The following is a 24130-nucleotide window of genomic DNA, read 5'->3' as shown; positions in this document are numbered from 1 at the left end:
TACTCGGATTCGATGGACGCCGACGCCGTGCGCGAGCGGGCCGCGGACCTCCCGACCGAGCCCGGCGTCTACCAGTTCCAGGCGGGAGAGACGACGCTGTACGTCGGCAAGGCGGTCGACCTCCGGGACCGGGTGCGGTCGTACACCGACCCGCGCTCGGGGCGCATCCGGGGCATGGTCGCCCGCGCCGACCGGATCGAGTTCGCGGTCACGGACACCGAGACGCAGGCCCTGCTGTTGGAGGCGAACCTGATCAAGCGGCTCCGGCCGCGGTTCAACGTCCGGCTGAAGGACGACAAGTCGTACCCGCTGATCGCCGTGACCGACCACCCGGTCCCGCGCATCGAGGTCACCCGCGACCCGGAGGAGGGCGCGGTCGCGTACGGCCCCTTCACCGACAAGGGCCGGGTCGACGCCGTGGTGAAGGCGATCCGCGACGAGTACCGGCTCCGCGGCTGCTCGGACCACAAGTACGCGAACCGCGACCGCCCCTGCCTCGACTACGAGATGGGGATCTGCTCGGCCCCCTGCACCGGGGAGATATCTCCCGAGGAGTACGCCGAGGACGTGGCTGCAGTCCACCGGTTCCTGGAGGGCGAGACGGGCGTCCTCGCCGACCCGCTGCGCCGGCGGATGGAGGCCGCCGCCGAGGACGCGGAGTTCGAGCGCGCCGCCAACCTCCGGGACCGCCTCGAAGCGGTCGAGGCGTTCCACGGCGAGGGCGGCGAGGCCGTCAGCGACCGCTCCGACGACCGCACCGTCGACGTGCTCGCGGCCGCCGTCGAGGGCGACACCGCCCGCGTCGCCCGGCTCCACAGCGAACGCGGCCAGCTGGTCGACCGGAGCCGCCACCGGCTGGACGCGGCCGCGGTGGGGGACGGCGAGGCGGCGGACCCGACCGAGGGCGCCCCCGCCGACCCCGACGCCAACACCCCCGCCGCGGTGCTCTCCGCGTTCCTCACGCAGTACTACGCCGAGCGCGAGTTCCCGGACGCGGTCCTCCTGGCCGAGCGCCCCGCCGACCCCGACGTGGTCGACTGGCTGGAGGCCGAGGGGGTCGCGGTCCGGGTCCCCGGCGCGGGCCGCGAGGCGAAGCTCGTCGAGCTCGCGCTCAAGAACGCCCGCAAGCGCGGCGGCCGCGACGACCCGGTCGGCGCGCTCGGCGAGCGCCTCGGGATCGACCGTCCGGCCCGGATCGAGGGGTTCGACGTGAGCCACGCGCAGGGGACCGCGGTGGTCGGCTCCGACGTCTGCTTCGTCGACGGGAGCGCCGAGACGGCCGACTACCGCCGGAAGAAGCTCACCGATCGCAACGACGACTACGCCAACATGCGCGAGCTGGTCCGGTGGCGCGCCGAGCGCGCGGTCGAGGGGCGGGACGACCGCCCCGACCCCAACCTCCTCCTGATCGACGGGGGCGAGGGGCAGCTCGGCGCCGCCCGCGACGCCCTCGCGGAGACCGGCTGGGACGTGCCCGTCGTCGCCCTGGCGAAGGCCGAGGAGCTGGTCGTCACCCCGACCGGCACCCGGCGGTGGGACGACGACGCCCCCGAGCTCCACCTGCTCCAGCGCGTGCGCGACGAGGCGCACCGCTTCGCGGTCTCGTACCACCAGACCGTCCGCGACGAGGTGGCGACCGTCCTCGACGACGTGCCCGGCGTCGGGCCGGAGACGCGTCGGCGGCTGCTCCGGCGGTTCGGCTCGGTCGAGAACGTCCGCGACGCCTCCCGCGCGGACCTCACCGACGTCGACGGCGTCGGCGACGCGACGGCCGAGACGATCCGGGAGCGATTGTAAGTGAATCCGCGGTGGCGCGTGCCTCCGAGTGGCCGCCGAAGGCGGCCGCGAGGAGCACGCGCGAGGGAGTCGCCCGGCCGGAGCGAAGCGGAGGCCGGGCGACGAGGCTGGGGAGGTGTGAGGCGCGGTTGCGGTGCTGTGCGGGGCGGGACTCAAAGGGGCAGCCGTGAGGCCGGTGGAGGCGACGTAAGCACCGCAGGGAGCGAACAGAGTGAGCGACCGAGGAGCGCAGCGAGCGTCCGGCAGCCTCACGGCTGGGGCTTTGGAGGTGTTCCCCGTAGTTCTGTTATCAGCCACGTATCGCCGAGCGACTGGGGCTTTGGAGGTATCCGTCGCGCCGATGGAGGTTTATAAACCAGCGAGCGATTCCGCGCCAGACACTTATAAACGAACTCGATCAAAGACTCGCACGTAATGCGCGCGTTCTTCGCCGTCGACCTCCCGGACGCGCTGGCCGACCCGCTCGCGGCGGTCCAAGACGACCTCGACGACGCCGAAGGGCTGCGGGTCACCGACCCGACGCAGGCGCACGTGACGCTGAAGTTCCTCGGCGAGGTCGACTCCGAGAGCGACCCCGACGACGACCGCCCCGCCCTCAACGACGTGATCGCGGCCGGCGAGCGCGCGGTCGAGTCGGCCTCGGTCGAGGGCGCTTCCGTCGCGCCCTTCGACTGCGAGGTCGCGGGGCTCGGCGTCTTCCCCGACCTCGACTACGTCTCCGTCGTCTGGGCGGGGGTCGACGAGGGGACCGCGGCGCTGACCGCGCTCCACGAGGCGCTCGAACGGGAGACGACCGCGATCGGCGTCGACCCGGAGGAGCACGCGTTCACCCCGCACGTCACACTCGCGCGGATGGACGACGCCCGCGGGAAGGGGCTGGTTCAGCGCGTCGTCCGCGGTCGCGACCCGCGGTTCGGGCGGTTCACGGTCGACGACGTGCGGCTCGTGGAGTCGACGCTGACGCCAGACGGTCCGGAGTACGAGACGATCGAGACGTTCTCGTTGGACTGAGTTTTTTTACTAACAACCCGTTCTGGCGCGGAGCGCACCGCCACTGTCCGGGTCACTCTCTTATAAATTGACTCTGATTGATCGACGGCGAACACCTCCAAAGCCCCAGCCGGGGGGACTCGATGCGCTCGCTGTGCTCCTCGGTCGCTCACTTCGTTCGCTCCCTGCGGTGCTTGCGTCGCGCGTCTTCGTCCTCCCGGCTGCCCCTTTGAGTCCCGCCCCCCACAGCCCCGCGCCTCACGCCTCCCCAGCCTCGCGGTTCGCGCTCTCCGAGCGCTCACCGCGTCCCTCGCGCGTGCTCCTCGCGGCCTCCGCTTTCGCTCCGGCCGCTCGGAGGCACGCGCCACCGCGACCGCCCCGCAAATCGTCAGTCGTCGTTACTCGCGTCGTCGCCCGTCGGCTCCACGATTTCGCCCTCACCCGCGTACTCGACGCGAACCCGGGTGACCCGCGTCGCGGTCGCGTCCGTGACCGCGAGCGTGACGTCGTCGAGTTCGACGCGGTCGCCCTCCTCGGGGACGCGCCCGAGCCGCTGGGTGATCAGCCCCGCGACCGTCTCGGCGCCGTCGCTCGGCAGCGCGAGGCCGAGCGTCTCGTTGAGGTGCGCGACCGTGGTCCAGCCGTGGACCACCGCGGCGTCGGGGCCGAGCACGTCGACGTGGTCGTGCTCCCACCGCCCGACCAGCTCGCCGACGACCTCCTCGATCACGTCCTCCAGGGTGACGAGCCCGACGACCGCGCCGAACTCGTCGACGACGACCGCCAGCCGGAGGCCGTCGGCGCGCATCGTCGCGAACAGCTCGTCGAGCGGCTGCGTCTCCGGGACGAACGTCGGCTCGCGCAGCACACTCGCGAGGTCCTCGCCGGCCTCGTCCGCGCGGATCGCGTCGCGCACGTCGACGGTCCCGACCACGTCGTCGCGGTTCTCGCCGTAGACGGGCATCCGGGTGACGCCCTCGCTCGCGGCCGTCGAGAGGACGTCCGCGGGGGTCGCGGTGTCCGGGATCGCCACCATGTCGGTGCGCGGGACCATCACCGACGAGACGCGGGTCGACCCGAGGTCGAGGACGCCGCGGATCATCGCGCTCTCGTCGGCGTCGAGCGCCCCCGCGGCCTCCCCGGAGAGCACGAGCGTCGCGATCTCCTCCCGCGTGAGGTACGACTCGATGTCGGATTCGCCGCCCGTGAACCGGTTGACGATCCCCGAGAGCGCCTCGAAGACGTACAGCACGGGCCGGATGATCCGCTGGACGGCCGCGACCGGCCGCGAGACGCGCAGCGCGTGCTTCTCGGCGTTCGCCACCGCGTACGACTTCGGCGCGATCTCGCCGAAGACGATGATGAACACGGAGGTGATCGCGGTCGAGGCCGTGGCCGCCTGGCCGCCGGAGAAGCCGAACCGCACGAACACCGCGGTCGCGACCGAGGCGGCCGCGATGTTGGCGACGTTGTTGCTCACGAGGGCCGTGACGAGGAAGCGGTGCGAGTCCTCCCGCAGCGCCGAGAGCGCCCGCGCGCCCGGCACGTCGGCGGCGAGCAGCGAGTCGATCCGGTGCGTCGGCACGGAGAAGACGGCCAGCTCCGAGCTGGAGAAGAAGGCGCTGATCCCCGTCAACACGAGGATGGCGGCCACCCCGGCGAACGCGATCGTGATGTCCATGCGTCTCCCTGCGTCCGGATATCAAAGGGAGTACCGGAGCGGCGGCGTCGGACGGACGCGTCCGCCGGTCGCGAGTCGCCGTCGACCGCGATCCGGGTGACCACGAACGAGCCGCTTCCACCGGAAATGAAGGGGTGAAATACGCACGGACGCGGATCGCCGCGGACGGCAAAACGGCGCGATGAGGAAAGCGTTAACCTCGCGCCGCCGGTGGATCCGGACATGAAGGTACTCGTGACCGACCCCATCGCGGACCCGGGGTTGGACCGACTCCGAGACGCCGGCCACGAGGTCGAAACGGACTACGAGGTCGAGGGGGAGGCCCTCCTCGACGCCGTGAGCGACGCGAACGCGCTCATCGTCCGCTCCGGGACCGAGGTCACCGAGGCCGTCTTCGAGGCCGCCCCCGACCTCGTCATCGTCGGCCGCGCCGGCATCGGCGTCGACAACATCGACATCGAGGCCGCCACCGACCACGGCGTCATCGTCGCCAACGCGCCCGAGGGGAACGTCCGGGCCGCCGCCGAGCACACCGTCGCGATGACGTTCGCCGTCGCGCGCTCGATCCCGCAGGCGCACGGCCGCCTCCTCGGCGGCGAGTGGGCCAAGGGCGAGTTCCTCGGCACCGAGGTGAACAACAAGACGCTCACCATCGTCGGGCTCGGCCGCGTCGGCCAGGAGGTCGCCAAGCGGCTCGACTCGCTCGGGATGGACCTCGTCGTCTACGACCCGTACATCTCCGAGGAGCGCGCCGACCGGCTCGGCGCCGAGCTCGTGGAGGACCTCCACGAGGCGCTCGCCCGTGGCGACTTCGCGACGGTGCACACCCCGCTCCTCCCCGAGACCGAGGGAATGATCGGGGAAGACGAGCTGGCGCAGCTGGAGGGCGGCTACCTCATCAACTGCGCGCGCGGCGGCATCGTCGACGAGGACGCGCTCGCGGCGGCGGTCGACGACGGCGTCCTCGCGGGCGCCGCGCTCGACTCCTTCGCCGAGGAGCCGCTCCCGGGGGACTCGCCGCTGCTCGACGTCGAGGAGATCGTCTTGACCCCGCACCTCGGCGCCTCGACAGAGGCCGCACAGGAGAACGTCGCCGTCGACACCGCGGAGGCCGTGCTCGCGGCGTTCAACGACGAACCGGTGCTCACCGCGCTCAACGCCCCCTCCGTCGACGAGACCGCGTTCCCGCGGATCAAGCCGTACATCGCCGTCGCGGAGACCGCCGGGAAGGTCGCCGCGCAGCTGCTCGACGGCCGCATCACCGAGGTGGAGGCGACCTACGAGGGCGACATCGCCGAGGAGGACGTCGACCTCGTCACCGCGAGCGCGCTGAAGGGCGTCTTCGAGCCGCTGGAGTGGCAGGTGAACTCGGTGAACGCGCCGCGGCTCGCCGAGGAGCGCGGCATCGACGTCACCGAGTCGAAGACCCGCCAGACGGAGGACTTCCAGAGCCTCGTGCGCGTCGCCGTCCGCAACGGCGACGACGCCATCGCGGTCGAGGGGACCCTGTTCGCCGGCGAGGACCCGCGGATCGTCCGGATCGACGGGTTCCGCGTCGACGCGGTCCCGTACGGCCACATGCTGGTCGCGCGCAACACCGACGAGCCGGGCGTCATCGGGCTCATCGGCACCGTCCTCGGCGACCACGACGTCAACATCGCCGGGATGTACAACGCCCGCGAGACGCAGGGCGGCGAGGCGCTCACCGTCTACAACCTCGATCAGGACGTGCCCGACGAGGCCATCGAGGCGCTGCTCGACGACGACCGGATCGTCGAGGTCACGGAGATCACGCTGGACGAGGCGGACGAGCGGAAGGCGGAGTAATCAGTAGTCGACGACCGGGACGAACGAGTCGAAGTCCTCGATGTTCCGGGTCGCGACAGTCATTCCTTCGGCCTCGGCGACCCCGGCGATAAGCAGATCCGCGGTGGCCGCGTCGACGGCTCGCCTCGTGTGTTCGTCGGAGCGGTACAGTTCCGCCTCGAACTCGCTCGCCGCCAAGGCGTGTTCGCTCGTGATCGCAACTATCTCGAGCCAGTCGAACGCCGCCGAGAGTTCCGCCGGATCGAACGCGTCGTTCAGCCGCCACCCGACTGCGACCTCCTTGTAGTTCATCGCCGTCGTCGCGAACTCATCGTTTTCGTGCGCTTCGAGGAATCGCCGAACGTCGTCAGCTCCGTTAAGATAATCGATGAGAAATGTGGTGTCGAGCAGGTACCGGGTCACGCCGATCCTCCGTTTCCGGTCCTCGTGCGGTCGTCACCCGTTCGGTCGTCGCCGCCGTCGACTCCGTCGGCATCGGCGTCCTCGCCGAACCGATCGATCGCTTCGGCCTGCCTCTCGACACCCGACTCGTTGAGCCGCTCCCGACTCGCCCCGGCGGCCTCGCGGAGTGCGTCGGCGTCGGCCGTCGACAGCGACCCGAACCCCTCTCGCCAGTCACCCTCGCTCTCGTCGATCAGCCGATCGATGAGGTCGGTGAAGCTCTCGTCGTCACGCTTCCGGGCACGGAGCCGGTCGTACACCTCCTCTCGAACGCCGATTGTCTTGGTCCCCATCTCATATTTGTGTATGTGTTTGTGTATATAAATACTGGGCAAGCGGTCTGCGTCGACTCCCGGCTTCAGCCGTGCAGGTGGTCGAGCACCGCGTCCACGTCGTTCGGGACGGGCTCGGGGTCGCCGCCGGCCTCGTAGGCGGCCTCGGGGTCCTTCAGGAGATGGCCGGTCGTCAGGCAGACGACGCGCTCGTCGTCGTCGACGACGCCCGAGCGCCGGAGCTTCTTGAGGCCGGCGAGGCTCGCCGCGGAGGCGGGCTCGACGCCGACGCCCTCGGCGGCGAGGTGGCGCTGCGCGGCGGTGATCATCGAGTCGCTGACGGCGACGGCGGTGCCACCGGTGTTGCGGATCCCCGGGAGCGCCTTCGGCGCGTTGACCGGGTTGCCGATGCGGATGGCCGTCGCGCGCGTCTCGACCTCTTCCCACCGGCGGATCTCGTCGTTCCCCTCCTCGACCGCCTCGACCATCGGCGCGGCGCCCTCCGCCTGGACCCCGGTGAGCTTGGGGACCTCGTCGACGTCGAGCGCGCCGGCCTGGACGAGCTCGCGGAACCCCTTGTACAGCGCCGAGGTGTTGCCCGCGTTGCCGACGGGGAGGACGATCCGGTCCGGGAACGCCCCGTAGTCGGCGTAGAACTCCTCCAGGATCTCGAAGCCGATCGTCTTCTGTCCCTCCAGGCGGAACGGGTTCAGGGAGTTGAGCAGGTACGCCTCGCCCCGGGCGGCCAGCTCCTGGACGATGTCGAGGCAGGCGTCGAAGTTGCCGTCGACCTCCAGGATGCGGGCGCCGTGGAGGCTCGCCTGCGCGACCTTCCCCGCGGCGACCTTCCCCTGCGGGAGGAGCACGAGCGTCTGCATGTCGCCCCGGCCGCCGTAGGCGGCGAGCGCGGCGGAGGTGTTCCCGGTGGAGGCGCACGCGAGCGCGCCGACGCCGAGCTCCTTCGCGACCCGGACGCCGACGGTCATCCCGCGGTCCTTGAAGGATCCGGTGGGGTTCATCCCCTCGTGTTTGACCCGGAGCGCGTCGACCCCCACCGCCTCCTCGATCCGCGGGACGCGGTGGAGCGGGGTGTCGCCCTCGGGGAGCGTGACGCCGAGGTCGAACGGGAGCGCCTCGCGGTAGCGCCAGACGCCGCGGTCGGGGCCGTCGGAGGACGCCCCGGACCCGAACTCGTCGAACGTCGGCGGGTCGGCGTAGCGCACCTCCAGCAGCCCGTCGCACGCGTCGCAGGTGTACCGGACGTCGTCGAAGGGGGCGAACGTCTCGTCGCACTCGATGCAGGCGAGCCACGTCCCGTCGGCGGCGCAGCCGGGCGCCGCCGGGGCCGGGGCGTCGATGGCGAGGTCCATTACGTCGTGGTCCGTGCCGCCGCGGCTTAAGACGGGCGGTCGGGACGGACGTTGCCGTGCGCCCGACCCGAGGCGAACCGGTTCGGGGCGCGGCCGGCGAGCCGAGGGGCCGCGGCTCCGAGCCTCAGTCGACGATGATCTCGGAGCTCCCGTCGGACTCGTCGGTGCCGGACCCGAGCCGGTCCTGGTAGCGCCGGATCCAGTCGGCGAAGCAGTCGGGGCAGAGCCGCTGGGTGTCGATGTTCGCCCGGTCGACGCTCAGCCGGACGGTCCGCGAGAGCGCGTCCGTCGTCGGCTCGCCGCAGTCGTCGCACGGCTCGGTCGTCGGCGCGTTGCTCATACCGATCGGTCGCGGGGACGGCTCTTAAAAGTACGTCGGCGGTCGTCGCCCCCCTCGTCCCGCCGGCCTCACACCGTCCGGAAGGCGCGGTCGCCGGCGTCGCCGAGGCCGGGGACGATGAACCCGTCGTCGTCGAGGCGGTCGTCGATGGCGACCGTCAGGAGGTCGGCCTCGGGCACCTGCTCGCTCACGCGGACGAGCCCGTCGGGCGCGGAGACCGCGGAGAGGACGAACAGGTCCTCGAAGCCGTCGGCCTCGTCGAGGACGTGACCGAGCACCGCGCACATCGTCGAGCCGGTCGCGAGCATCGGGTCGGCGACGATGACGGTGTCGTCGGGACCGATCTCGGGCAGCTTCACGTAGTCGATGGTGATCGGGAACTCGCCGTCGGTCATCCCGGCCTCCTCGTCGCGGCCGGCGGAGATGACGCCCTGCTTCGCCCGCGGGAACGCCTTCAGGAGCCCCTCCACGAACGGGGTCGCGGCCCGGAGGACGTTGATGATCACCACGTCGTCGAGCCCCCTCACGCGCTCGCCGGTCGTCTCCTCTAAGGGGGTCTCGACCGGGACGTACTCCGTCTCCATCGCCCCGTCGATGATCTCGTAGCCGCAGATGCGGCCGAGCTTCACGAGCCCCTTCCGGAAGGCGACCTGCTCGGTCTCGACGTCCCGGAGCCGCGAGAGGGTGTCCTTCGCCAGCGCGTGCGTGATGAGGTGCGCGTCGTCCCGGTCTTCGATCGTCATTACCGGGAGAGGGACCGCGTTCGGCTTAAAACGTGGCGACCCTCGTCCGCCGGCGCGTTCGCGGCTGTCGACCCGTTCGCGGTCGTCGCCTCGGCGCCCGGTCCGGCGCGCTCCGGTCGGCTCACCGCAGCACCGCGGCGTACGTCACCCCGAAGATGATCAGCGTGAGCGTCGCGACGTTCACCGCGTTCAGCGCGGTCACCCCGAGCCGGTCGAGCCCCCAGACGACGGTCCAGCCGAACCACGCGGACAGGACCGCGTTCAACAGGAGGATCAGCCGCGGGTCCCCCTTCGAGTCCTCGACGCCCTCGCGGATCCCCTTCGGCTCCTCGCTCATACGAATCCACGCGGGAGACCGGCACTTAGCTCTTTGTCCGTGGGGCTCGTAGGGACCCCATGCGCGTCGAGGTCCACGTTCACAACCGCCACGGCGACAGGGTGGACCCGGTCCCGTTCCTCGTCACCGTCGGGATCGCGTTCACCTTCGCGCTGTCGTACGGCCCGATCTACGGCCTCTCGTACGGGCTCACGCTCCCGACGTCGCTGGCGCTGTCGACGCTGGCGTTCGCGGTCGCGACCGCGGTCGCCTACCAGCAGCTCGTCCGCTGCGCCCCGCCGCTCGACGCCGGCCCGCTCCCGCCGGGGCCGCGCGTCGAGCGCCTGCTGTACGCCGGGATGGGCCTCGGCGTCCTGATCGTCGCGCTCACCGTGCCGCTGCTGTGATCCGGTCTCGCCCGCCGTCTCCGACGACCTCGACGGCCGATCGCGCCTGTGCGTCTGGCTCACACAGCACCGGGGGAATAAGATGGCCGAACTCCTATGAACGTTCATGGGGATCTTCGACACGGTGACGGACGTGATGGAGGGATCGACGCAGCGAGCGCCCGGAAACGCCGGCGACGACGGCTCGGAGGGGTCGTACTGGTGCGACGACTGCGGCGTGCGCGTCCGGGACGTCGACGTCGACGACGAGGGGCTCGACCTCGACGCCGACGGCGCGCCGATCTGTCCCGACTGCGGCGAGTCGATGCGGTTCGAGCGCGCGAGCGGCACCGGCTGCGCCTGCTGAGACCGGCTTCCGCGCCCCGGCGTCCGACCGGCTCTTCTACGGCTCCCGGAGCGCCAGCTCCTCGCCCTGTTCGGTCGGGAACGGGAGCTCTCCCCCGCCGATCGCGTCGCCATCCGCCCCGACGCCCGCCCACTCCTCGTCGGTGACGAGCGCGTCGTCGAGGCGCTCGCGGATCGCCGCCTCGTCGATCCCGGTGCCGATGACGACGTACTCGGTCAGCCGGTCGCCGTGCTCGTCGTCCCAGTCGAGGTTCGGGCGGTTCGAGCGCAGCATGTCGCGCTCGACCTCGGGGAGGCTCGCGATCCAGGGCCCGAGCGCCTCGACGCGCACCGACGCGCCGGCCTGCCCGACCTGCTGGCGCTGGTCGGTGCCCGCGACCCACAGCGTCCCCTTCGAGCGGACGACCTCGGGGGGGAGGTCGCGCAGGACGGCGGCGATCCGGTCCGGGTGGAACGGTCGCCGCCGGCGGTAGGTGAAGGAGGTGACGCCGTACACCTCGTCCGGGTGCCGGTGGGCGTGTTCCCCGTGCTCCCCGCCGTCGCCCCCTCCCTCTCCGTCGGCGTCGCCCGCGTGACCGTGCCCCTCGTGGTCCTCCGCCAGTGCGCGTTTCCACCCTGGCAGGTCGCCGAGCGCACCCGCGTCGAACAGCCCGACGTCAAGGACGGCGTCGGGGTCGACCGCGGAGAACTCCGTGACGACCGTCTCCGCGTCGGGCTGGAGCGCGCCCACGAGCCCGATCGCCTCGTCCATCTCCGCGTCGGTACAGAGGTCCGCCTTGTTACACACCACCAAGTTCGACACCTCGACCTGCTCGACGAGGAGGTCAGAGAGCGGCCGGGCCGCCTCGTCGTCGTCCGGGTCGACTCGCCGTTCGGGGGTCTCGTCGCCGGCGAAGGCGTCGAGGAACCGCCGCGTGTCGATCACGGTCACCAGCGCGTCGACCCGGTAGCGGGCCGCCGCGCGCGACTTGGTGGTGAACAGCCGCGCGACCGGCGCGGGCTCGGAGATGCCCGACGACTCGACGACCAGGTTGTCGAAGGAGCGCTCGTTCGCGAGCCGCACCACGGCGGTCTCCAGGTCGTCCTGGAGCTCGCAGCAGATACAGCCGTTGGACAGCTCCGTGACGCCCTCCACGTCGACCTCGGACTCCTCGGCGATCAGCTCGGCGTCGACGTTGACGTCGCCCATGTCGTTGACCAGCACCGCGATGTCGCGCTCGCCGGCGTTCCGCAGGAGGTGGTTCAACAGCGTCGTCTTCCCCGCCCCGAGGCTCCCCGAGAGCACGGTCACCGGAATCCGATCGTCGTCCATGACGTTCGATGCGCGTGCCGGCCCCTTCAACGTCGCGGCGGCGGAACCGTCTCCCGTCGCTCGCCCTCCGTCGCCCGTCCCCCGTCGCCCGCCCTCAGCCGCCTCTCCTCGTTGCCGCCACCGCCCGTATCGGGCGCGCTCGCCGCCCGTGTCGCCGGTCGTCGCGTCTCCGCTTCGTCGGAAGCCGACACGTTGATACGTCGCGCCCGCGCACCGCCGACCATGCTCCCGTACGTGTCGGTGGTGGGAATCGTGGCGATCACGATGACCGTCCTGATGGTCGTCTCGATGCTGTACCTCGTCTGGGGCGCCCTCGACGGCGACGCGCACACGCCGAGCCCCGACGCGGACGAGCAGCCGGAGCTCGGCGACGGCGACGAGACCGCCGACGCGGACGAACCGCAGGGCGAGCTGACCGCCGACGGCAACTCGGCCTGACCGCCGACGGCAACTCGGCCTGACCGCCGACGGCAACTCGGCCTGACCGCCGACGCTAACTCGGCCCGACCGCGGGCCGAGGTCTCGATCCGGTCCGACCGTCGAACTCTCCGTGCTCGACCCGGAATTACCCCGAACGCTCCGCGCTCGGCTCCCGACCGCCGCCGAGCCTCGGACGCCCGACCGCGACAGCTTTTAACACGCCCCGACCGTCACGACCGATAATGACAGTCGCAGACCGGATCGAAACGTTCCGAGCCGCGCTCGAGGAGTGGCTCCGCGGCCTGTATCACGGCATGTTCACGCACCCGGCCTACGAGAAGATCGAGAAGGAGGCTGAGGACGTGGAAGACGAGTTCATGCTGGCGTGCTTCCCGGACGCGTTCGGTATCCCCTCGCCGGTCTCGTACTACACCGCCGAGCTGCTCCCCTACCTCGAAGACGAGTTCGAGGCGTGGGAGCGACGGCTGTGGGACCGCGAGAGCCTCATGGAACGAAAGGGCCAGCAGTACCACTTCTGATGGAGCAGTTCGTCTTCTTCGGCGGGAAGGGCGGGGTCGGGAAGACCACCGTCTCCTGCGCGTACGCCTACCGCTGCGCGAACGCCGGGCTGCGGACGCTCGTCGTCTCGACCGACCCCGCGCACTCGGTGTCGGACGTGTTCGACCAGCGGTTCGGCGACGACCCCGAGCCGGTCGACGGCGTCGAGGGGCTCGACGCGTTGGAGCTCGACCCCGAAGACGAGATGCAGCGCCACCTCCAGGAGATCCGCGAGGGGCTCTCGGAACAGGTGTCGGCGGCGATGGTCTCTGAGATCAACCGGCAGCTGGAGATGTCGCACGGCACGCCGGGCGCGTACGAGTCCGCCCTCTTCGACGCGTTCGTCGACGTGATGCGCGAGGAGAGCGACCCGTACGACCGGGTCGTCTTCGACACCGCGCCGACCGGGTCGACGCTGCGGCTGCTCGGGCTCCCCGAGTTCCTCGGCGACTGGATCGACCGGCTCCTCTACAAGCGCAAGCAGTCGATCGACCTGTTCGAGAAGGCCGCGATCGGCGACATGGAGCCGCGGCGTCTGATGGACGGCGACCCCGTGTTAGAGCGCCTCCAGCGCCGCAAGGAGTTCTTCGAGTTCGCGGGCGACACGATGCGGAACGACGCCGCCTTCTTCCTCGTGTTGAACCCCGACCAGCTGTCCGTCAACGAGACGGGCCGGGCGATCGAGGGGTTCACCGAGCGGGACCTGCGGGTCCGCGGGCTCGTGGCGAACAAGCTCACCCCGTCGCCCGAGGAGCACGAGGAGGGCCGCGGGGCCGCCTACCTCCGCGACAAGGTCGCGACCGAGCGCGAGCGGCTCGATCAGGTCCGCGAGGAGTTCGACCCGCCGCTGGTCGCCGAGATCGAATCCCGAACGCGAGAGGTCCGGGGCGACGTGCTCTCGGAGGTCGCGGCCGCGCTCGACGTCGAGACGGGGCAGCCCGTGAGCGCGCGCGAGTAGGCCGAAAGCGCGCGAACGGTCCGGGCGAGCGCGCGCGAGTAAGAACAACCGATTGGGACGCGAAATCAAGTTTCAAATCGGAGAAAGTAATTCCCGTACGGCTCTCAGTCGGACGATTCGCTCGGTACCGCCGCGTAACTATCACGGTCGAAGCCAATATTTAATACGCTCTTTCCGAACCGAATTCACGAGGCAGGGGAACTCATGACAAACGTAATATGGATAATGGTCGCTGTCCTCGGAACGTTCACCGTCGGCTATATGGGGTACTCGCGGTACCTCTCGCGGTTCGTCGAACTCGATGACGAGCGCGAGACGCCGGCGCACAAGTACGAGGACGGACAGGAGTACGTACCGTCGAAGAAGCCGGTACTACTGGGGCATCACTTCTCGAGTATCGCGGGCGGCGCGCCGATCGTCGGCCCGATCACCGCGGGCGCCATCTGGGGATGGGTCCCGGCGATGCTGTGGATCGCGATCGGGAACCCGCTGATGGGCGCGGTCCACGACTTCATCTCGCTGTCGAGCTCGATCCGCCACGAGGGGCGCTCGATCGGGTACATCGTGGGCCAGTACGTCGGGGAGCGAGGGAAGAACCTGCTGCTGTGGTTCGCGTTCCTCACCATCATCCTCGTCGTCGCGGTGTTCGCGCTGGTCGTCGGGATCGTGTTCAACGCGTTCCCGCAGGTGACGACCGCGAGCTTCGTGTACGTGCTGCTCGCGCTCGCGTTCGGGGTGTACCTCTACCAGCTCAACGGGCCGTTCGTCCCGGGGACGATCCTGTTCGTCGCCGGCGTCTTCGCCGGCGTCTGGGTCGGCATCCAGTACCCGTTCGCGCTGTTCGAGCTCGCCGAGGGGAGCCACCCCGCGGGGACGTTCGTGCTGTTCAGCGGGAGCACGGGGAGCTGGGTCCCCGGCGCGGCGGCGCTCGGCGGTAACGCCGCCGGCTGGGTCCCGATCGTGATGCTGTACGCCGGCATCGCGAGCGCGCTCCCGGTGTGGGTGCTCCTCCAGCCCCGCGACTACCTCTCGTCGTTCCTGCTGTACAGCGGGGTCGGCGGGGGCGTGCTGGCGATCATCGTCGGGACCGTCTTCGCCACGTCGAGCCAGCCGCTCGTCATCGACTCCTCGATCGGCGTCTTCGAGGGGTTCTGGGGGATCGAGGCCGCGGGGCTGTTCCCGCTGTTCCCGTTACTCTTCATCACCATCGCCTGCGGGACGATCAGCGGGTTCCACTCGCTCGTCTCCTCGGGCACTACCTCGAAGCAGCTCAACAAGGAGAGCGACGCCCGCCTGATCGGCTACGGCGGGATGCTCGGCGAGGGGCTGCTCGGCGCCCTCGCGCTGTCGACGCTCGCGGTCGCCGGCTTCGCCGGTGACGCCGCGGCCGGCGGCATCGGCGGCGCGCTGCCGAACTTCGCGACCGGCGGCGGGATCATCCTCACCAGCTTCGGGATCCCGGAGGCGATCGGGAGCGTCTTCATGGCGCTCGTCCTGGTGAGCTTCCTGCTCACCTCCACCGACACCGCGGTCCGCCTGGGTCGGTACATGATGGAGGAGATCGTTGGCATGGACGACGGGATGACCGTCTCCGGGCTCTCCGGCGGCATCGGCGCGGCCGCTCGCGGACGGTACACGAACCCGGTCATCCAGATCGGCATCGCGTACGTCCTCGTCATCTCCGGCCAGTGGCAGACGCTCTGGGGGCTGTTCGGCGGCGCGAACCAGCTGCTCGCGGCGCTCGCGCTGCTGACGGCGACCGTGTGGCTCGCCAACTGGGACGAGTCCAAGCAGCTCGTCTCCACCGGCGTCCCGATGGCGATCATGGTGACGATCACCGTCCTGGGGCTGACGTGGGTCGCGCTGTACAACAACCTCTACGTCAACCTCATCCAGGGCGGCGCCGGGACGCTCGGCGCCCAGCTGTCGTCCGCGGCGCAGATGGTGCTCGGCATCGCGCTGATCTACATCGCGCTGTCGCTCGTCCGGATCGGCGTCGGGAACCTCCGGTCCGTGCGGAGCGGCGAGGCGCCCGCGGCCGAACCGAGCGACGACTGACGGCGGCGCCGCTTCGCGGCACCGTTTCGCTTTTCGAACCCGTTTTCGCGTCCGACTAGCGCCAGAACCGCTTCGCGAACTTGGAGAAGATCCCGTCGTCCGGCTTCTCGACCGGCTCCCACAGCCGAAGCGCCTCGGCGCTGCTCGCGGCCTCGCTGGCGACGAGCCGCTCCTCGTCGGGCGCGACGACGACGAGGTTCACCTCGTAGTGGCCGTAGTAGCCGAACTTCAGCAGCGTCCGGTCCCGGAACCCGTCGACGAACTCGGCGACCGACTCCGGGATCCGATCGGCGACGAGCACGACCGTGACGTCGGTGCCGTAGTGCTGCTCGTTCCCCTCCACCCGCTCGTCGGCGACGTCGTGAGCGAACGCCACGAGCCGCTCTAACTCGCCGACCGTCGGGTTCCCGACGCGCCGGGCGAAGAGGTACTCCATCACGTCGTGGTCCGCGTAGCTCAGGGCGGGATGGAGGAACTGCTTCTGGTTGCGCATCCGCATCTCCGCGGTCAGGTCGAACCGCTCCCCGTCGACGACGACGTCGGCGTCGAGGTCGTAGCTGTACATCAGCCGGTCGGAGACCCGGTCGAGGTACTCGTCGTCGTAGTCCGGGACCGCCTCGCGGATCTCGGCCGGCAGCTCCTCGGGGTCGCGGCGGTCGTCGCCGCCGGCCGCGTCACTCATCGTCGGGATCGTACGCGACCGCGTCGTCGTCTGCGGGCGGCGCGCCGACCGCCAGTACGGTCACGGGGCCGTCGGCGTCGGCCGCGTTGTACGCGCGCTGCGGGCTCTCGGGGTCGACGACGAACAGGTCGTCCGCGGGCACCTCGTACGTCCCCTCCGGCGTCTCCACCGAGAGCGTCCCGTCGAGGACGTAGAACGCCTCCTGCTGGGTCTCGTGGTAGTGGTACGCGAGCGGGAGCTGCTCGCCCGGCTCGGCGCGGAACCGGTTGATCGCGGCGGCGTCGAGCCCGCCCGGCTCGGAGAGCTTCCGGCACTCGCAGGGGCGGTCGGGCTTCGGCTCCACCGAGTCCGTGTCGACGACGCGGTATCCCATGGGAACCAATTCCACGGAGCGATTGAAAAGGTCGTCGGGCCGAGTCGGGTCGGCGTCGCCCGGTTCCGCGGTCGACGTCGCCCGGTTCCGCGGCCGGCGCTGTCCGGTTCCGCGGCCGGCGCCGCAGCCCGAGAAAACGCCGTAGCGACGCCAGCGGTGGGTTTTAACTTCGTCGAACACGATCGTTCGGTAGAGAAACTTATGTCCGACGACGAGATCCAAGCGGAGGCGTGCGGACGGTGCTCGATGTCGACCGTCGTGGGCGCGGTGAACGGCGACAAGGACCCGGAGGAGCGGGCCGATCACGACCCGTTCGCGGAGGAGCGCATCGAGGTCGACGAGTCGTCGTTCCGCCGGGTCTCGCCGGGCGGATTCCTCAGCGACCTCAAGGACCGCGTCGACGAGCTCGGGCGTCGGCTCTCGTACGGGAAGTGAACTCCCCCGCACTCCCCCTCACCTGACGCTCGCGCTCGGTCGGAGAGACTTATACGCGTTCGTTCCCTACCGGGTGCCACGCGATGGAAGAGAGCATCTCCGGCTTCAAGATGCGCGGGGACTGGGGAGACGTCGTCGAACACGGCGAGCGGATCGCCTTAGCGCTCCGGGAGACGGGCGCCGACGGCGACGCGTTCTACGAGTTCGACGACTGGCGCCCGAAGTCTCACGAACGCATCGACGAGGACGTGTCGGCGAAGACCGCCGAGCAGGCGTCCGTCGGCGAGGGCGAGGGCGAACAGGCCGGTAAGACGCCGGGCGACGACCTCCAGACGGCCGGCGAGAAGCTCACCGAGTCCTACGAGAAGGTCGAGGAGAACGACACCGAGAGCGCGATGGAGAGCTGGGGCGAGTCGATCGGCCACGTCGCCCGCGCGGCCGACTCGGCGAGCCGCAAGGCGCTCCGGAAGGTCGAGGACACGGTGTACCGGAAGGTGATGACCCAGATGGCGCCGTACTACTTCGACAACGAGCTCGTCAGCGCCAACATCCAGGAGGTCGGCCGCGGCGAGGACGGGGAGACGTTCGAGTTCGAGGTGAACGTCAACGACGACGAGCTGAAGGCCGAGGTGAGCGAGATCCTCGACGAGTACGAGTCCGAGATCGACCGCTGGCACGTCGAGACCGAGAAGCGCACGGACGACGTCGCCGCCGCCGAGGGGGTCGAGCCCCCGGAGACGGAGGGCGGCCCGGACTCGACGATGACGTGACCCGCGAGCGCGGTACGGACGGTTTTAACCCGACGACTCGCGAAGGGAGCCCATGAGCGAGGTACTCCGGATCGAGGCCGGCGAGCTGTCGGCCGACGAGATCATCGACGCCCTCAACGACGGCCGGCGGATCCTCGTCGACGTCGAGCTCGCCGGCGGCCGCCACGAGGTCGTGCTCCGCTACGACGGCGAGACGTACCACTGCGACACCCCGACGAACCTCCACCGGCACGCTGAGGAGTCGGAGATGCGCGGCTGTATCGACCGGATGGGGTACGCCGACCCCGACGGCTGACCGCCCGGGGTGCGCCGACCCCGACGGCCGACCGCCCGGGGTGCGCCGACCCCGACGGCCGACCGCCCGCCGAGCGCGCCCACGCGTCACATCCGCCGGGCCCCCACCGCCGCCGATGACGACTTTTAACCCGACCGCAGTCGAACGGCGCCCATGAGCGACCCCGAGATCGAGGACCTCGTCGGCGACGTCTCCCCCTCGTTCGAGCACGTGCTCTCCTGCGTGTTCGGCGTCCGGGACCACGAGAGCCGCACGTACCTGACGCTGCTCGATCACCCGGGAAGCACCGTCGCCGAGCTCGCCGAGACGCTCGACCGGGACCGGTCGAACGTGAACCGCTCGCTGTCGACGCTGCGCGACAAGGGGCTCGTCGAGCGCCGCCGTCGGCTGCTTGACTCCGGCGGGTACGTCTACCAGTACACCGCGATCCCGGTCCCGGAGGCCAAAGAGCGGCTCCACGACGCGCTCGACGAGTGGGTCGAGGGCGTCCACGAGGCGATCGACGCGTTCGACCCCGACGACCGGGAGTAGGACTACCCGTCGTCCCCGTTGTCGAACGCCAGCGTGACGCCGTCGCCGTCGACGGTCGCGCCCGCGGCGCAGACGGGATGCTCGAAGTCGGCGTCGAGGACCTCGCTCGCGGCCTCTCCCGCGTCCGGCGCGCCGGTCGCGGCCGCCGCGAGCGGGTACGGCTCGGGACTATCGGTCTCGTAAGTGGCGACGATCGTCGGCTCGTCGACGGTCTCCACGAGCAGCGCGTCGCGGCGGACGACGCCGACCGTCGCCGTCTCGCTCCCGACGACGCCGGCGATCCGCGGCGTGTCGTAGTCGTCCTTCTCGAAGTCGAGCGCGAGCAGCGGGGTCGCCAGCGCGTCGCGCGCCGGGTAGCCGAGCTCCAGCTTCTCCGCGATCGGGTCGACGTGGGAGCCGTTGCCGACGACCGCGAGCGGCTCCTCCGTCGGCGTCCGGACCGCTCGCGCGCAGTTGTACGAGACGTACGGGTTGTCCGTCTCGGGGGCGTCCGGCGTCGGGCCCACGGTGAGGGTCTCGCCGCGGTCGAGCACGCGGCGGTTCGGGAACGAGCGCGAGGAGACGCGGTAGGCCCCGATTCCGGGGGCGACGACGACGAATCGTCCGACGTACATACGTCTTCGTGGCTATTCGGTCGGGTAAAACGCATCGATATGCGCACGTTCGTCGATCGCTTCGCGGCCGCGGTCGGGCGGTCGCGTTCCGTCACCGCCTGCGAACGAGTGACAGAGGGCCGGCGACGCGCAACGCTTACAAACACGCACAGGCTATCGGCGGTTGCGCACAGTCCATTGGGGTAGTGGCCAATCCTGAAGCCTTCTGGGGGCTTCGACCCTGGTTCGAATCCAGGATGGACTATTCCCGCGGTCCGCCGCTTCTCGCCCCGACTGCGACGCCCCGTTCCGTCTCGCCGAGAAGGACCGTTTCGAGTGGACCGACTCGCTACTCCGGTTCGACTCGATCGTTCCCTTCGTTTGGAGCCGCATCCTCTCCGAGTACCTCGGTTTCCAGTAGAAACGAAGGGGTGATCGGCCGTGCCAGATCACTTCTCGACGTCGAGCAGCGCGACGCGCTCGCGGACGACGTCGGCCAGGTCGCCGGCCGTCGCCGCGAGCTCGCGGTCGGTAACGTCGTAGAACTCCCGCACCCGGTCCGCGTCGAAGTCGGTGACGGCGTCGGCGCCGACGGTCGTCAGCCCCTCGATCGCGCGCTCGGCCGCGTCGAGGTCCGCGGCGGGCCGGTCCGCGCCGGGCACGTCGCCGAAGTCTGCGGCGAGGACGACCGCGCGCTGGTCCCCCTCGGCGACGCCGAGCGTCAGCGCCCGATCGATCTGCCGCCGGCCGGCCGCGTACAGCAGGACCTCGACGCCCGGGTCGCGCGCGACGGCCTCGCCGCGGGCGATCGCTCGCGCGGCGAGACGGGTCGCGGCGTCGAGGTGGGCGTCGGAGACGACGAGACCGGCGTCGAACGCTTGGACGACCGCGCCGGTGTCGGCGGCGATCTCGTCGAGCCGGGCGAGGAACCCGTCGAGGTCGTCGATGGCGACCGTCCCGCGGACGAGGCGGTGCGGCGGCGTCGGCGGGTCCGGTGGGCCGTCGCCGTCGGCCTCGCCCCCGCCGCCCTCGGAGCGACCGTCGTCGCTCACTCGAAGTCACCCAGGCTCGCCTGTCCGTCGCCGCTCTCGTCGCTCGCGGACCCGGCGGTCGCCGCCGCCGAGGCCGACTTGTCCGGCCGCACGTCGTCCATCGACGGGTCCTCGCGGCCGGCGTGTTCGAGGATGCGCTCGGCGGTGCGCTCGCGGCCGCGGAGCGCGCCGAGCACGACCGCCTTGTCGGCCTCGCGGAGGTCGGCGCGCGTCTCGATCCCGGCCTCGAACAGCCGCCGGGCGCGCTTCCGGCCGACGTTGCGGACGCCGGCCAGGTCGAGCAGCTCCTCGCGGACGCCGTACTCGATCCGCTTCCGCGCCTCGCGGACCGCGACGACGACGTCGCCGTCGACGCCCTCCACGTCGCGCGCGAGCGTCTCGGCCGCGCGCAGCAGCCACTCGGCGGTGTCGACCTTCCCGCGGATGTCGCCCGGACCGACGCCGTACCGCTCCGTGATCCGGTCCTCGTCGACCTCGTTCGCCCAGTCCTCCAGGAGCCGGGCCGTCTTCAGCGACGCGAGCCAGTCCTCGAAGCGCACGTCCTCGTACTCGGAGGGCACGTCGCCGAGGAACTCGGACTCGCGCTCGTAGCAGAGCTCGGTGTACGTCTCGCGGTCCCCCGACTTCAGGTAGAGCTCGTACATGTCGGGGGTGCGGCTGACGAGGTGGTAGAGGCCGAGCGGGGTGACTTCGGGGGACTCCGTCACCTCTCCGCCTTCCGTCCCGCTCACCTCGCCGTCCTCGCCGCCCTCGCCGCCCGCTCCGGCCCGCGTGTACGTCCCGAACCCGGGCTCGTCGGCGTCTCCGTCGCCGTCGGCCGTCATGACGAACTCCCCCTCGCCCTCGCCTCCCGCGCCGGCGACCTCGGCGCTCCCGGCCGCCCCGACCGACCGGAGCCCGTCGAGCATCTCCGCGGCGCTCATCGGGTCGAGGTAGAGCCGCGAGACGGTGTGGCCGATGCCGGTCGCGGTCAGGCCCTCGGTCCCCCCGTCGCGGTCGACGAAGTCGTTGACGGCGAGGTAGTCGAGGACGGTGTCGGTGACGGCCGCGAGCCGGCCCTCGTCGTCGGTCTGCGTGGCGTAGAGGGTGTTGTCGAGGAACGAGAGGAGCCCGTCGCGGGTGGAGGCGAAGCCGGAGGCGATGGTGGCGAGCACGTGGGTCCGGAGCGCGGGCTCGGCGGCGAGCTTCGACCGGACCGGCTCGGGGTCGGCCCAGAGGTACCGCTCGAACAGCTCCTCCTTCGTGTCCGCGTCGTTCGCGAGCAGCACGGCCTCGCCGTACGGGTCGAGCCCGGGTCGCCCAGCGCGCCCGCACATCTGGTGGACCTCCAGCACGTCGAGGGGTTTCATCCCGCCGAACTCCCCGTCGTAGCGGCGCCAGTCGCGCACGATCACCCGGCGGGCGGGGGTGTTGACCCCGGCGGCGAGGGTGGGCGTCGCGGAGATGCACTTGATGAGGCGGTCGCGGAACGCGTCCTCCACGAGCGACCGGTGTTCGCTCGCGAGGCCGGCGTGGTGGAACGCCGACCCCCGTTCGACCGCGTCGGCGAGGTCCTCGGAGGTGTCGGTGTCGGAGACGCCGCGGATCTCCTCGGCGAGCTCGCGGAGGCGGTCGCGCTCGTTGTCGGTGAGCCGCGACCCGGTGACCTCGGCCAGCTTCCGGGCCGACGACTCGGCGTTGCGCCGGGAGTTGACGAAGACGAGCGAGGAGCCGCCCTGCCCGTCCTCCTCCGTGTCGAGGGCGTCCGCGACGAGCCGGGCGGTCTGGTCCTCGCCGCGCTCGACGGGCACCTCGCGCTTGCTCCCGTCGGCGAAGTCGATCGCGTTGCCGAAGTGGACGCCCATCCGGAGGTCGATCGGGCGCCAGTCGGACTCGACGAGGCCGGCGTCGAGCCACTCGGCGATGACGTCGGCGTTGCCGACGGTCGCCGAGAGCGCGACCGTCTGGAGCCCGGGGTTCACCTTGCGGAGCTTCGCGAGGGTCACCTCCAGGGTGGGGCCGCGGTTCGGGTCGTCGACGAGGTGGACCTCGTCGCTCACGACGCAGGTGAGGTCGTCGATCCACGGGGCGCCGTTGCGGATCAGCGAGTCGACCTTCTCCGAGGTGGCGACGATGATGTCGCGCGTCGCCAGCCACTCGCCGTCCGACTCGTAGTTGCCGGTGGAGACGCCGACCGTGACGCCGTGGTCCTCCCAGCGCTCGAACTCGGTCTTCTTCTCGCTGGCGAGCGCGCGCAGCGGGACGATATAGAGGGCCTTCCCCCCGCGCTCGACCGCGGACAGCATGGCGAGCTCGGCGATCAGCGTCTTCCCGGAGGCCGTCGGCACCGCGGCGACGAGGCTCTCGCCGTCGACGACGCCGGCCTCGACCGCGGCCGCTTGGGGCGGATACAGCTCGGCGACGCCCTCCGCTTCGAGCGCCTCGCCGACGCCCGCGGGGAGCCCGGAGAGCGAACTCGGTTGCATTGGTGGAGGGTGGGTCCCGACCCGATTTAAACCGTCGGAACGGGGCGGAGGGCGGCCGGGCCACCCCCGTCCCCGCCGCGGTCGGCCTAGAGCTCGCCCTTCGTGCTCGGCGTGTCGCTGCGGCGCTCGTCGAGCCGCGTCGCGTCGTCGAGCGCCCGCGCGAGCGCCTTGAACAGCGCCTCGACCTCGTGGTGGGCGTTGTCTCCCGTCTCCACTGCGGCGTGGAGCGTCAGGCCGGCGTTGTGCGCTAACGACAGCGCGAAGTGGTCGGCCATGACGCTCGTGAACTCTCCGACCGACTCCTGAGAGAATTCGCCCGAGAACTCGTAGTACGGCCGGCCCGCGACGTCGACGACGACGCTCGCGACCGCCTCGTCGAGGGGGACGCGCCGGTCGGCGTACCGCCGGATGCCGCGCTTCTCGCCGAGCGCCTCGTCGAACGCCTCGCCGAGGCAGATCGCCACGTCCTCGACCGTGTGGTGGTCGTCGACGTCGAGGTCGCCGTCGCACCTGACGGTGAGGTCGAAGAGCCCGTGTTTGGCGAACGACGCCAGCATGTGGTCGTAGAAGCCGATCCCGGTGTCGACCTCGCTGTCGCCGTCGCCGTCGACCGCGAGCGTGAGCTCGATCGTCGTCTCGCTCGTCTCGCGGGTGACCGCGGCCGTCCGGTCGTGCTCGCTCATACCGGCCTGTCACGGCCGATTCGTAAGTCGGTTGCGGGTGCGGTGACCTCCGAATCGGAGCGGAGCGAGCGTCACCTGGAAGGAGGCGATCGTCTGTGAGAGCCGGTCGCGGTCGGCGCGCGCCTGTGAGCGCCCGGAGGGCGCGAAACAGCGCGTGCGAGGGAGTCGGACCGGCGCGGCCGCGCCGGTCCGACGAGGCTGGGGAGGTGTGAGGCGCGGTGCTGTGCGGGGCGGGTGGGTCTCAAAGGGGCAGCCGGGAGGATGGCACAGGCGACGCAAGCACCACAGGGAGCGAGCACAGCGAGCGACCGAGGAGCACAGCGAGCGTGTGCCATCCTCCCGGCTGGGGCTTTGGAGGTGTTCTCTGCCGATCCGTAGTCATCCCCGTATCGCCGAGCGACGGGGACTTCGACACC

27 protein-coding genes are annotated in these 24130 nt (G+C 70.9%); 13 read left to right on the top strand and 14 right to left on the bottom strand.

Annotated features, from left to right (window positions below; translation table 11 throughout):
* Nucleotides 1–12 precede the first annotated feature (12 nt).
* Both ACFQMF_RS11185 and thpR read left to right on the top strand, forming a co-directional pair.
* On the top strand, nucleotides 13–1797 hold the full coding sequence (locus ACFQMF_RS11185) for an excinuclease ABC subunit C (RefSeq protein ID WP_256410153.1): 1785 nt from the start codon (nucleotides 13–15) through the stop codon (nucleotides 1795–1797).
* Between the two features lie 414 nt (nucleotides 1798–2211).
* Entirely contained in the window at nucleotides 2212–2808 is a 597-nt protein-coding gene (gene thpR / locus ACFQMF_RS11180; RefSeq protein WP_256410154.1) for an RNA 2',3'-cyclic phosphodiesterase, read from the top strand.
* Nucleotides 2809–3175: 367 nt separating this feature from the next.
* Here the strand turns inward: thpR and ACFQMF_RS11175 are convergent, their stop codons facing one another.
* Nucleotides 3176–4468, bottom strand: coding sequence for a hemolysin family protein (locus ACFQMF_RS11175; protein WP_256410155.1), 1293 nt, complete (start codon nucleotides 4466–4468; stop codon nucleotides 3176–3178).
* Between the two features lie 222 nt (nucleotides 4469–4690).
* On the opposite strand from ACFQMF_RS11175, the gene serA reads away from it, so the two are divergent.
* Nucleotides 4691–6295, top strand: a complete 1605-nt coding sequence (serA, locus tag ACFQMF_RS11170) for a phosphoglycerate dehydrogenase (RefSeq protein ID WP_256410156.1) — start codon at nucleotides 4691–4693, stop codon at nucleotides 6293–6295.
* Here serA and ACFQMF_RS11165 read toward each other — a convergent pair whose 3' ends face one another.
* From ACFQMF_RS11165 to ACFQMF_RS11140, 6 genes are all read right to left on the bottom strand, one after another.
* Complete coding sequence (locus ACFQMF_RS11165) at nucleotides 6296–6697, bottom strand: type II toxin-antitoxin system VapC family toxin (RefSeq protein WP_256410157.1); 402 nt, start codon at nucleotides 6695–6697, stop codon at nucleotides 6296–6298.
* Nucleotides 6694–7029 carry an antitoxin VapB family protein gene (locus ACFQMF_RS11160; protein ID WP_256410158.1) on the bottom strand — a complete coding sequence of 112 codons (336 nt, stop codon included), beginning with the start codon at nucleotides 7027–7029 and terminating at the stop codon, nucleotides 6694–6696. Before ACFQMF_RS11160 ends, ACFQMF_RS11165 begins: the two co-directional genes overlap by 4 nt.
* Before the next feature lie 65 nt (nucleotides 7030–7094).
* Nucleotides 7095–8378 (bottom strand): threonine synthase, encoded by a 1284-nt coding sequence (gene thrC / locus ACFQMF_RS11155; RefSeq protein ID WP_256410159.1) that lies wholly within the window; start codon nucleotides 8376–8378, stop codon nucleotides 7095–7097.
* Nucleotides 8379–8502: 124 nt separating this feature from the next.
* Nucleotides 8503–8718: a DUF7569 family protein gene (locus ACFQMF_RS11150; protein WP_256410160.1), complete on the bottom strand. Its 216-nt coding sequence runs from the start codon at nucleotides 8716–8718 to the stop codon at nucleotides 8503–8505.
* A gap of 68 nt (nucleotides 8719–8786) precedes the next feature.
* Nucleotides 8787–9461 (bottom strand): uracil phosphoribosyltransferase, encoded by a 675-nt coding sequence (upp, locus tag ACFQMF_RS11145; RefSeq protein ID WP_092564257.1) that lies wholly within the window; start codon nucleotides 9459–9461, stop codon nucleotides 8787–8789.
* 121 nt (nucleotides 9462–9582) lie between these two features.
* Nucleotides 9583–9798 (bottom strand): hypothetical protein, encoded by a 216-nt coding sequence (locus ACFQMF_RS11140; RefSeq protein ID WP_256410161.1) that lies wholly within the window; start codon nucleotides 9796–9798, stop codon nucleotides 9583–9585.
* A 59-nt stretch (nucleotides 9799–9857) separates the two neighbouring features.
* Here ACFQMF_RS11140 and ACFQMF_RS11135 point away from each other — a divergent pair, with 59 nt between their 5' ends.
* Nucleotides 9858–10184 (top strand): hypothetical protein, encoded by a 327-nt coding sequence (locus ACFQMF_RS11135; RefSeq protein WP_256410162.1) that lies wholly within the window; start codon nucleotides 9858–9860, stop codon nucleotides 10182–10184.
* A gap of 106 nt (nucleotides 10185–10290) precedes the next feature.
* Nucleotides 10291–10530 carry a hypothetical protein gene (locus tag ACFQMF_RS11130; protein WP_092564266.1) on the top strand — a complete coding sequence of 80 codons (240 nt, stop codon included), beginning with the start codon at nucleotides 10291–10293 and terminating at the stop codon, nucleotides 10528–10530.
* Between the two features lie 36 nt (nucleotides 10531–10566).
* Here ACFQMF_RS11130 and ACFQMF_RS11125 read toward each other — a convergent pair whose 3' ends face one another.
* On the bottom strand, nucleotides 10567–11841 hold the full coding sequence (locus ACFQMF_RS11125; protein WP_256410163.1) for a CobW family GTP-binding protein: 1275 nt from the start codon (nucleotides 11839–11841) through the stop codon (nucleotides 10567–10569).
* A gap of 222 nt (nucleotides 11842–12063) precedes the next feature.
* Here ACFQMF_RS11125 and ACFQMF_RS11120 point away from each other — a divergent pair, with 222 nt between their 5' ends.
* The 4 genes from ACFQMF_RS11120 to ACFQMF_RS11105 all read left to right on the top strand — a co-directional run bounded on the left by ACFQMF_RS11120 (nucleotide 12064) and on the right by ACFQMF_RS11105 (nucleotide 15835).
* A complete protein-coding gene (locus ACFQMF_RS11120) occupies nucleotides 12064–12279 on the top strand; it encodes a hypothetical protein (protein WP_256410164.1) in 216 nt (71 codons plus the stop codon).
* A 224-nt stretch (nucleotides 12280–12503) separates the two neighbouring features.
* On the top strand, nucleotides 12504–12800 hold the full coding sequence (locus tag ACFQMF_RS11115; protein ID WP_092564277.1) for a DUF7990 family protein: 297 nt from the start codon (nucleotides 12504–12506) through the stop codon (nucleotides 12798–12800).
* Nucleotides 12800–13777: an ArsA family ATPase gene (locus ACFQMF_RS11110; RefSeq protein WP_256410165.1), complete on the top strand. Its 978-nt coding sequence runs from the start codon at nucleotides 12800–12802 to the stop codon at nucleotides 13775–13777. Before ACFQMF_RS11115 ends, ACFQMF_RS11110 begins: the two co-directional genes overlap by 1 nt.
* A gap of 204 nt (nucleotides 13778–13981) precedes the next feature.
* Nucleotides 13982–15835 (top strand): carbon starvation CstA family protein, encoded by a 1854-nt coding sequence (locus ACFQMF_RS11105; protein ID WP_256410166.1) that lies wholly within the window; start codon nucleotides 13982–13984, stop codon nucleotides 15833–15835.
* 55 nt (nucleotides 15836–15890) lie between these two features.
* On the opposite strand, the gene ACFQMF_RS11100 is transcribed toward ACFQMF_RS11105, so the two are convergent.
* Complete coding sequence (locus tag ACFQMF_RS11100; RefSeq protein ID WP_256410167.1) at nucleotides 15891–16517, bottom strand: DUF8052 family protein; 627 nt, start codon at nucleotides 16515–16517, stop codon at nucleotides 15891–15893.
* The gene (locus ACFQMF_RS11095; protein WP_256410168.1) at nucleotides 16510–16890 is read right to left on the bottom strand and encodes a cupin domain-containing protein; all 381 of its coding nucleotides are present in this window, start codon (nucleotides 16888–16890) and stop codon (nucleotides 16510–16512) included. The genes ACFQMF_RS11100 and ACFQMF_RS11095 overlap by 8 nt, the downstream gene beginning before the upstream one ends.
* 201 nt (nucleotides 16891–17091) lie before the next feature.
* Between ACFQMF_RS11095 and ACFQMF_RS11090 the strand changes: the two genes are divergently transcribed.
* The 4 genes from ACFQMF_RS11090 (at nucleotide 17092) to ACFQMF_RS11075 (ending at nucleotide 18921) form a co-directional block, all read left to right on the top strand.
* On the top strand, nucleotides 17092–17325 hold the full coding sequence (locus ACFQMF_RS11090; RefSeq protein ID WP_256410169.1) for a hypothetical protein: 234 nt from the start codon (nucleotides 17092–17094) through the stop codon (nucleotides 17323–17325).
* A gap of 83 nt (nucleotides 17326–17408) precedes the next feature.
* A complete protein-coding gene (locus tag ACFQMF_RS11085; RefSeq protein WP_256410170.1) occupies nucleotides 17409–18095 on the top strand; it encodes a DUF5828 family protein in 687 nt (228 codons plus the stop codon).
* A gap of 52 nt (nucleotides 18096–18147) precedes the next feature.
* Nucleotides 18148–18390, top strand: coding sequence for a hypothetical protein (locus tag ACFQMF_RS11080; RefSeq protein ID WP_256410171.1), 243 nt, complete (start codon nucleotides 18148–18150; stop codon nucleotides 18388–18390).
* A 153-nt stretch (nucleotides 18391–18543) separates the two neighbouring features.
* Nucleotides 18544–18921, top strand: a complete 378-nt coding sequence (locus ACFQMF_RS11075) for a helix-turn-helix domain-containing protein (RefSeq protein ID WP_256410172.1) — start codon at nucleotides 18544–18546, stop codon at nucleotides 18919–18921.
* Between the two features lie 2 nt (nucleotides 18922–18923).
* Here ACFQMF_RS11075 and ACFQMF_RS11070 read toward each other — a convergent pair whose 3' ends face one another.
* The 4 genes from ACFQMF_RS11070 to hisB form a co-directional block, all read right to left on the bottom strand.
* Nucleotides 18924–19535, bottom strand: coding sequence for an IMP cyclohydrolase (locus ACFQMF_RS11070; protein WP_256410173.1), 612 nt, complete (start codon nucleotides 19533–19535; stop codon nucleotides 18924–18926).
* A gap of 428 nt (nucleotides 19536–19963) precedes the next feature.
* The gene (cgi121, locus tag ACFQMF_RS11065) at nucleotides 19964–20566 is read right to left on the bottom strand and encodes a KEOPS complex subunit Cgi121 (protein ID WP_256410174.1); all 603 of its coding nucleotides are present in this window, start codon (nucleotides 20564–20566) and stop codon (nucleotides 19964–19966) included.
* Nucleotides 20563–23031: an ATP-dependent DNA helicase gene (locus ACFQMF_RS11060; RefSeq protein WP_256410175.1), complete on the bottom strand. Its 2469-nt coding sequence runs from the start codon at nucleotides 23029–23031 to the stop codon at nucleotides 20563–20565. Before ACFQMF_RS11060 ends, cgi121 begins: the two co-directional genes overlap by 4 nt.
* 86 nt (nucleotides 23032–23117) lie before the next feature.
* Nucleotides 23118–23714 carry an imidazoleglycerol-phosphate dehydratase HisB gene (gene hisB, locus ACFQMF_RS11055; RefSeq protein ID WP_256410176.1) on the bottom strand — a complete coding sequence of 199 codons (597 nt, stop codon included), beginning with the start codon at nucleotides 23712–23714 and terminating at the stop codon, nucleotides 23118–23120.
* Between the last annotated feature and the right edge of the window lie 416 nt (nucleotides 23715–24130).

Source organism: Halorubrum rutilum, assembly GCF_042665015.1.
In the GTDB taxonomy this organism is placed as follows: Archaea; Halobacteriota; Halobacteria; order Halobacteriales; family Haloferacaceae; genus Halorubrum; species Halorubrum rutilum.
The sequence above is the reverse complement of the archived record's forward strand: the minus strand, read 5'-3'. Positions and strand labels throughout refer to the sequence as shown.

What these genes read in the sequence shown, in the direction of transcription:
- serA (WP_256410156.1), top strand. Translation starts at nt 4,691, where the DNA reads ATGAAGGTACTCGTGACCGACCCCATCGCGGACCCGGGGTTGGACCGA.
- ACFQMF_RS11125 (WP_256410163.1), bottom strand. Translation starts at nt 11,841, where the DNA reads ATGGACGACGATCGGATTCCGGTGACCGTGCTCTCGGGGAGCCTCGGG.
- ACFQMF_RS11175 (WP_256410155.1), bottom strand. Translation starts at nt 4,468, where the DNA reads ATGGACATCACGATCGCGTTCGCCGGGGTGGCCGCCATCCTCGTGTTG.
- ACFQMF_RS11105 (WP_256410166.1), top strand. Translation starts at nt 13,982, where the DNA reads ATGACAAACGTAATATGGATAATGGTCGCTGTCCTCGGAACGTTCACC.
- ACFQMF_RS11100 (WP_256410167.1), bottom strand. Translation starts at nt 16,517, where the DNA reads ATGAGTGACGCGGCCGGCGGCGACGACCGCCGCGACCCCGAGGAGCTG.
- ACFQMF_RS11060 (WP_256410175.1), bottom strand. Translation starts at nt 23,031, where the DNA reads ATGCAACCGAGTTCGCTCTCCGGGCTCCCCGCGGGCGTCGGCGAGGCG.
- ACFQMF_RS11080 (WP_256410171.1), top strand. Translation starts at nt 18,148, where the DNA reads ATGAGCGAGGTACTCCGGATCGAGGCCGGCGAGCTGTCGGCCGACGAG.
- ACFQMF_RS11160 (WP_256410158.1), bottom strand. Translation starts at nt 7,029, where the DNA reads ATGGGGACCAAGACAATCGGCGTTCGAGAGGAGGTGTACGACCGGCTC.
- ACFQMF_RS11110 (WP_256410165.1), top strand. Translation starts at nt 12,800, where the DNA reads ATGGAGCAGTTCGTCTTCTTCGGCGGGAAGGGCGGGGTCGGGAAGACC.
- thrC (WP_256410159.1), bottom strand. Translation starts at nt 8,378, where the DNA reads ATGGACCTCGCCATCGACGCCCCGGCCCCGGCGGCGCCCGGCTGCGCC.
- hisB (WP_256410176.1), bottom strand. Translation starts at nt 23,714, where the DNA reads ATGAGCGAGCACGACCGGACGGCCGCGGTCACCCGCGAGACGAGCGAG.
- ACFQMF_RS11075 (WP_256410172.1), top strand. Translation starts at nt 18,544, where the DNA reads ATGAGCGACCCCGAGATCGAGGACCTCGTCGGCGACGTCTCCCCCTCG.
- upp (WP_092564257.1), bottom strand. Translation starts at nt 9,461, where the DNA reads ATGACGATCGAAGACCGGGACGACGCGCACCTCATCACGCACGCGCTG.
- ACFQMF_RS11120 (WP_256410164.1), top strand. Translation starts at nt 12,064, where the DNA reads ATGCTCCCGTACGTGTCGGTGGTGGGAATCGTGGCGATCACGATGACC.
- ACFQMF_RS11130 (WP_092564266.1), top strand. Translation starts at nt 10,291, where the DNA reads ATGGGGATCTTCGACACGGTGACGGACGTGATGGAGGGATCGACGCAG.
- thpR (WP_256410154.1), top strand. Translation starts at nt 2,212, where the DNA reads ATGCGCGCGTTCTTCGCCGTCGACCTCCCGGACGCGCTGGCCGACCCG.
- ACFQMF_RS11115 (WP_092564277.1), top strand. Translation starts at nt 12,504, where the DNA reads ATGACAGTCGCAGACCGGATCGAAACGTTCCGAGCCGCGCTCGAGGAG.
- ACFQMF_RS11135 (WP_256410162.1), top strand. Translation starts at nt 9,858, where the DNA reads ATGCGCGTCGAGGTCCACGTTCACAACCGCCACGGCGACAGGGTGGAC.
- ACFQMF_RS11090 (WP_256410169.1), top strand. Translation starts at nt 17,092, where the DNA reads ATGTCCGACGACGAGATCCAAGCGGAGGCGTGCGGACGGTGCTCGATG.
- ACFQMF_RS11070 (WP_256410173.1), bottom strand. Translation starts at nt 19,535, where the DNA reads ATGTACGTCGGACGATTCGTCGTCGTCGCCCCCGGAATCGGGGCCTAC.
- ACFQMF_RS11085 (WP_256410170.1), top strand. Translation starts at nt 17,409, where the DNA reads ATGGAAGAGAGCATCTCCGGCTTCAAGATGCGCGGGGACTGGGGAGAC.
- ACFQMF_RS11150 (WP_256410160.1), bottom strand. Translation starts at nt 8,718, where the DNA reads ATGAGCAACGCGCCGACGACCGAGCCGTGCGACGACTGCGGCGAGCCG.
- ACFQMF_RS11140 (WP_256410161.1), bottom strand. Translation starts at nt 9,798, where the DNA reads ATGAGCGAGGAGCCGAAGGGGATCCGCGAGGGCGTCGAGGACTCGAAG.
- ACFQMF_RS11095 (WP_256410168.1), bottom strand. Translation starts at nt 16,890, where the DNA reads ATGGGATACCGCGTCGTCGACACGGACTCGGTGGAGCCGAAGCCCGAC.
- ACFQMF_RS11185 (WP_256410153.1), top strand. Translation starts at nt 13, where the DNA reads ATGGACGCCGACGCCGTGCGCGAGCGGGCCGCGGACCTCCCGACCGAG.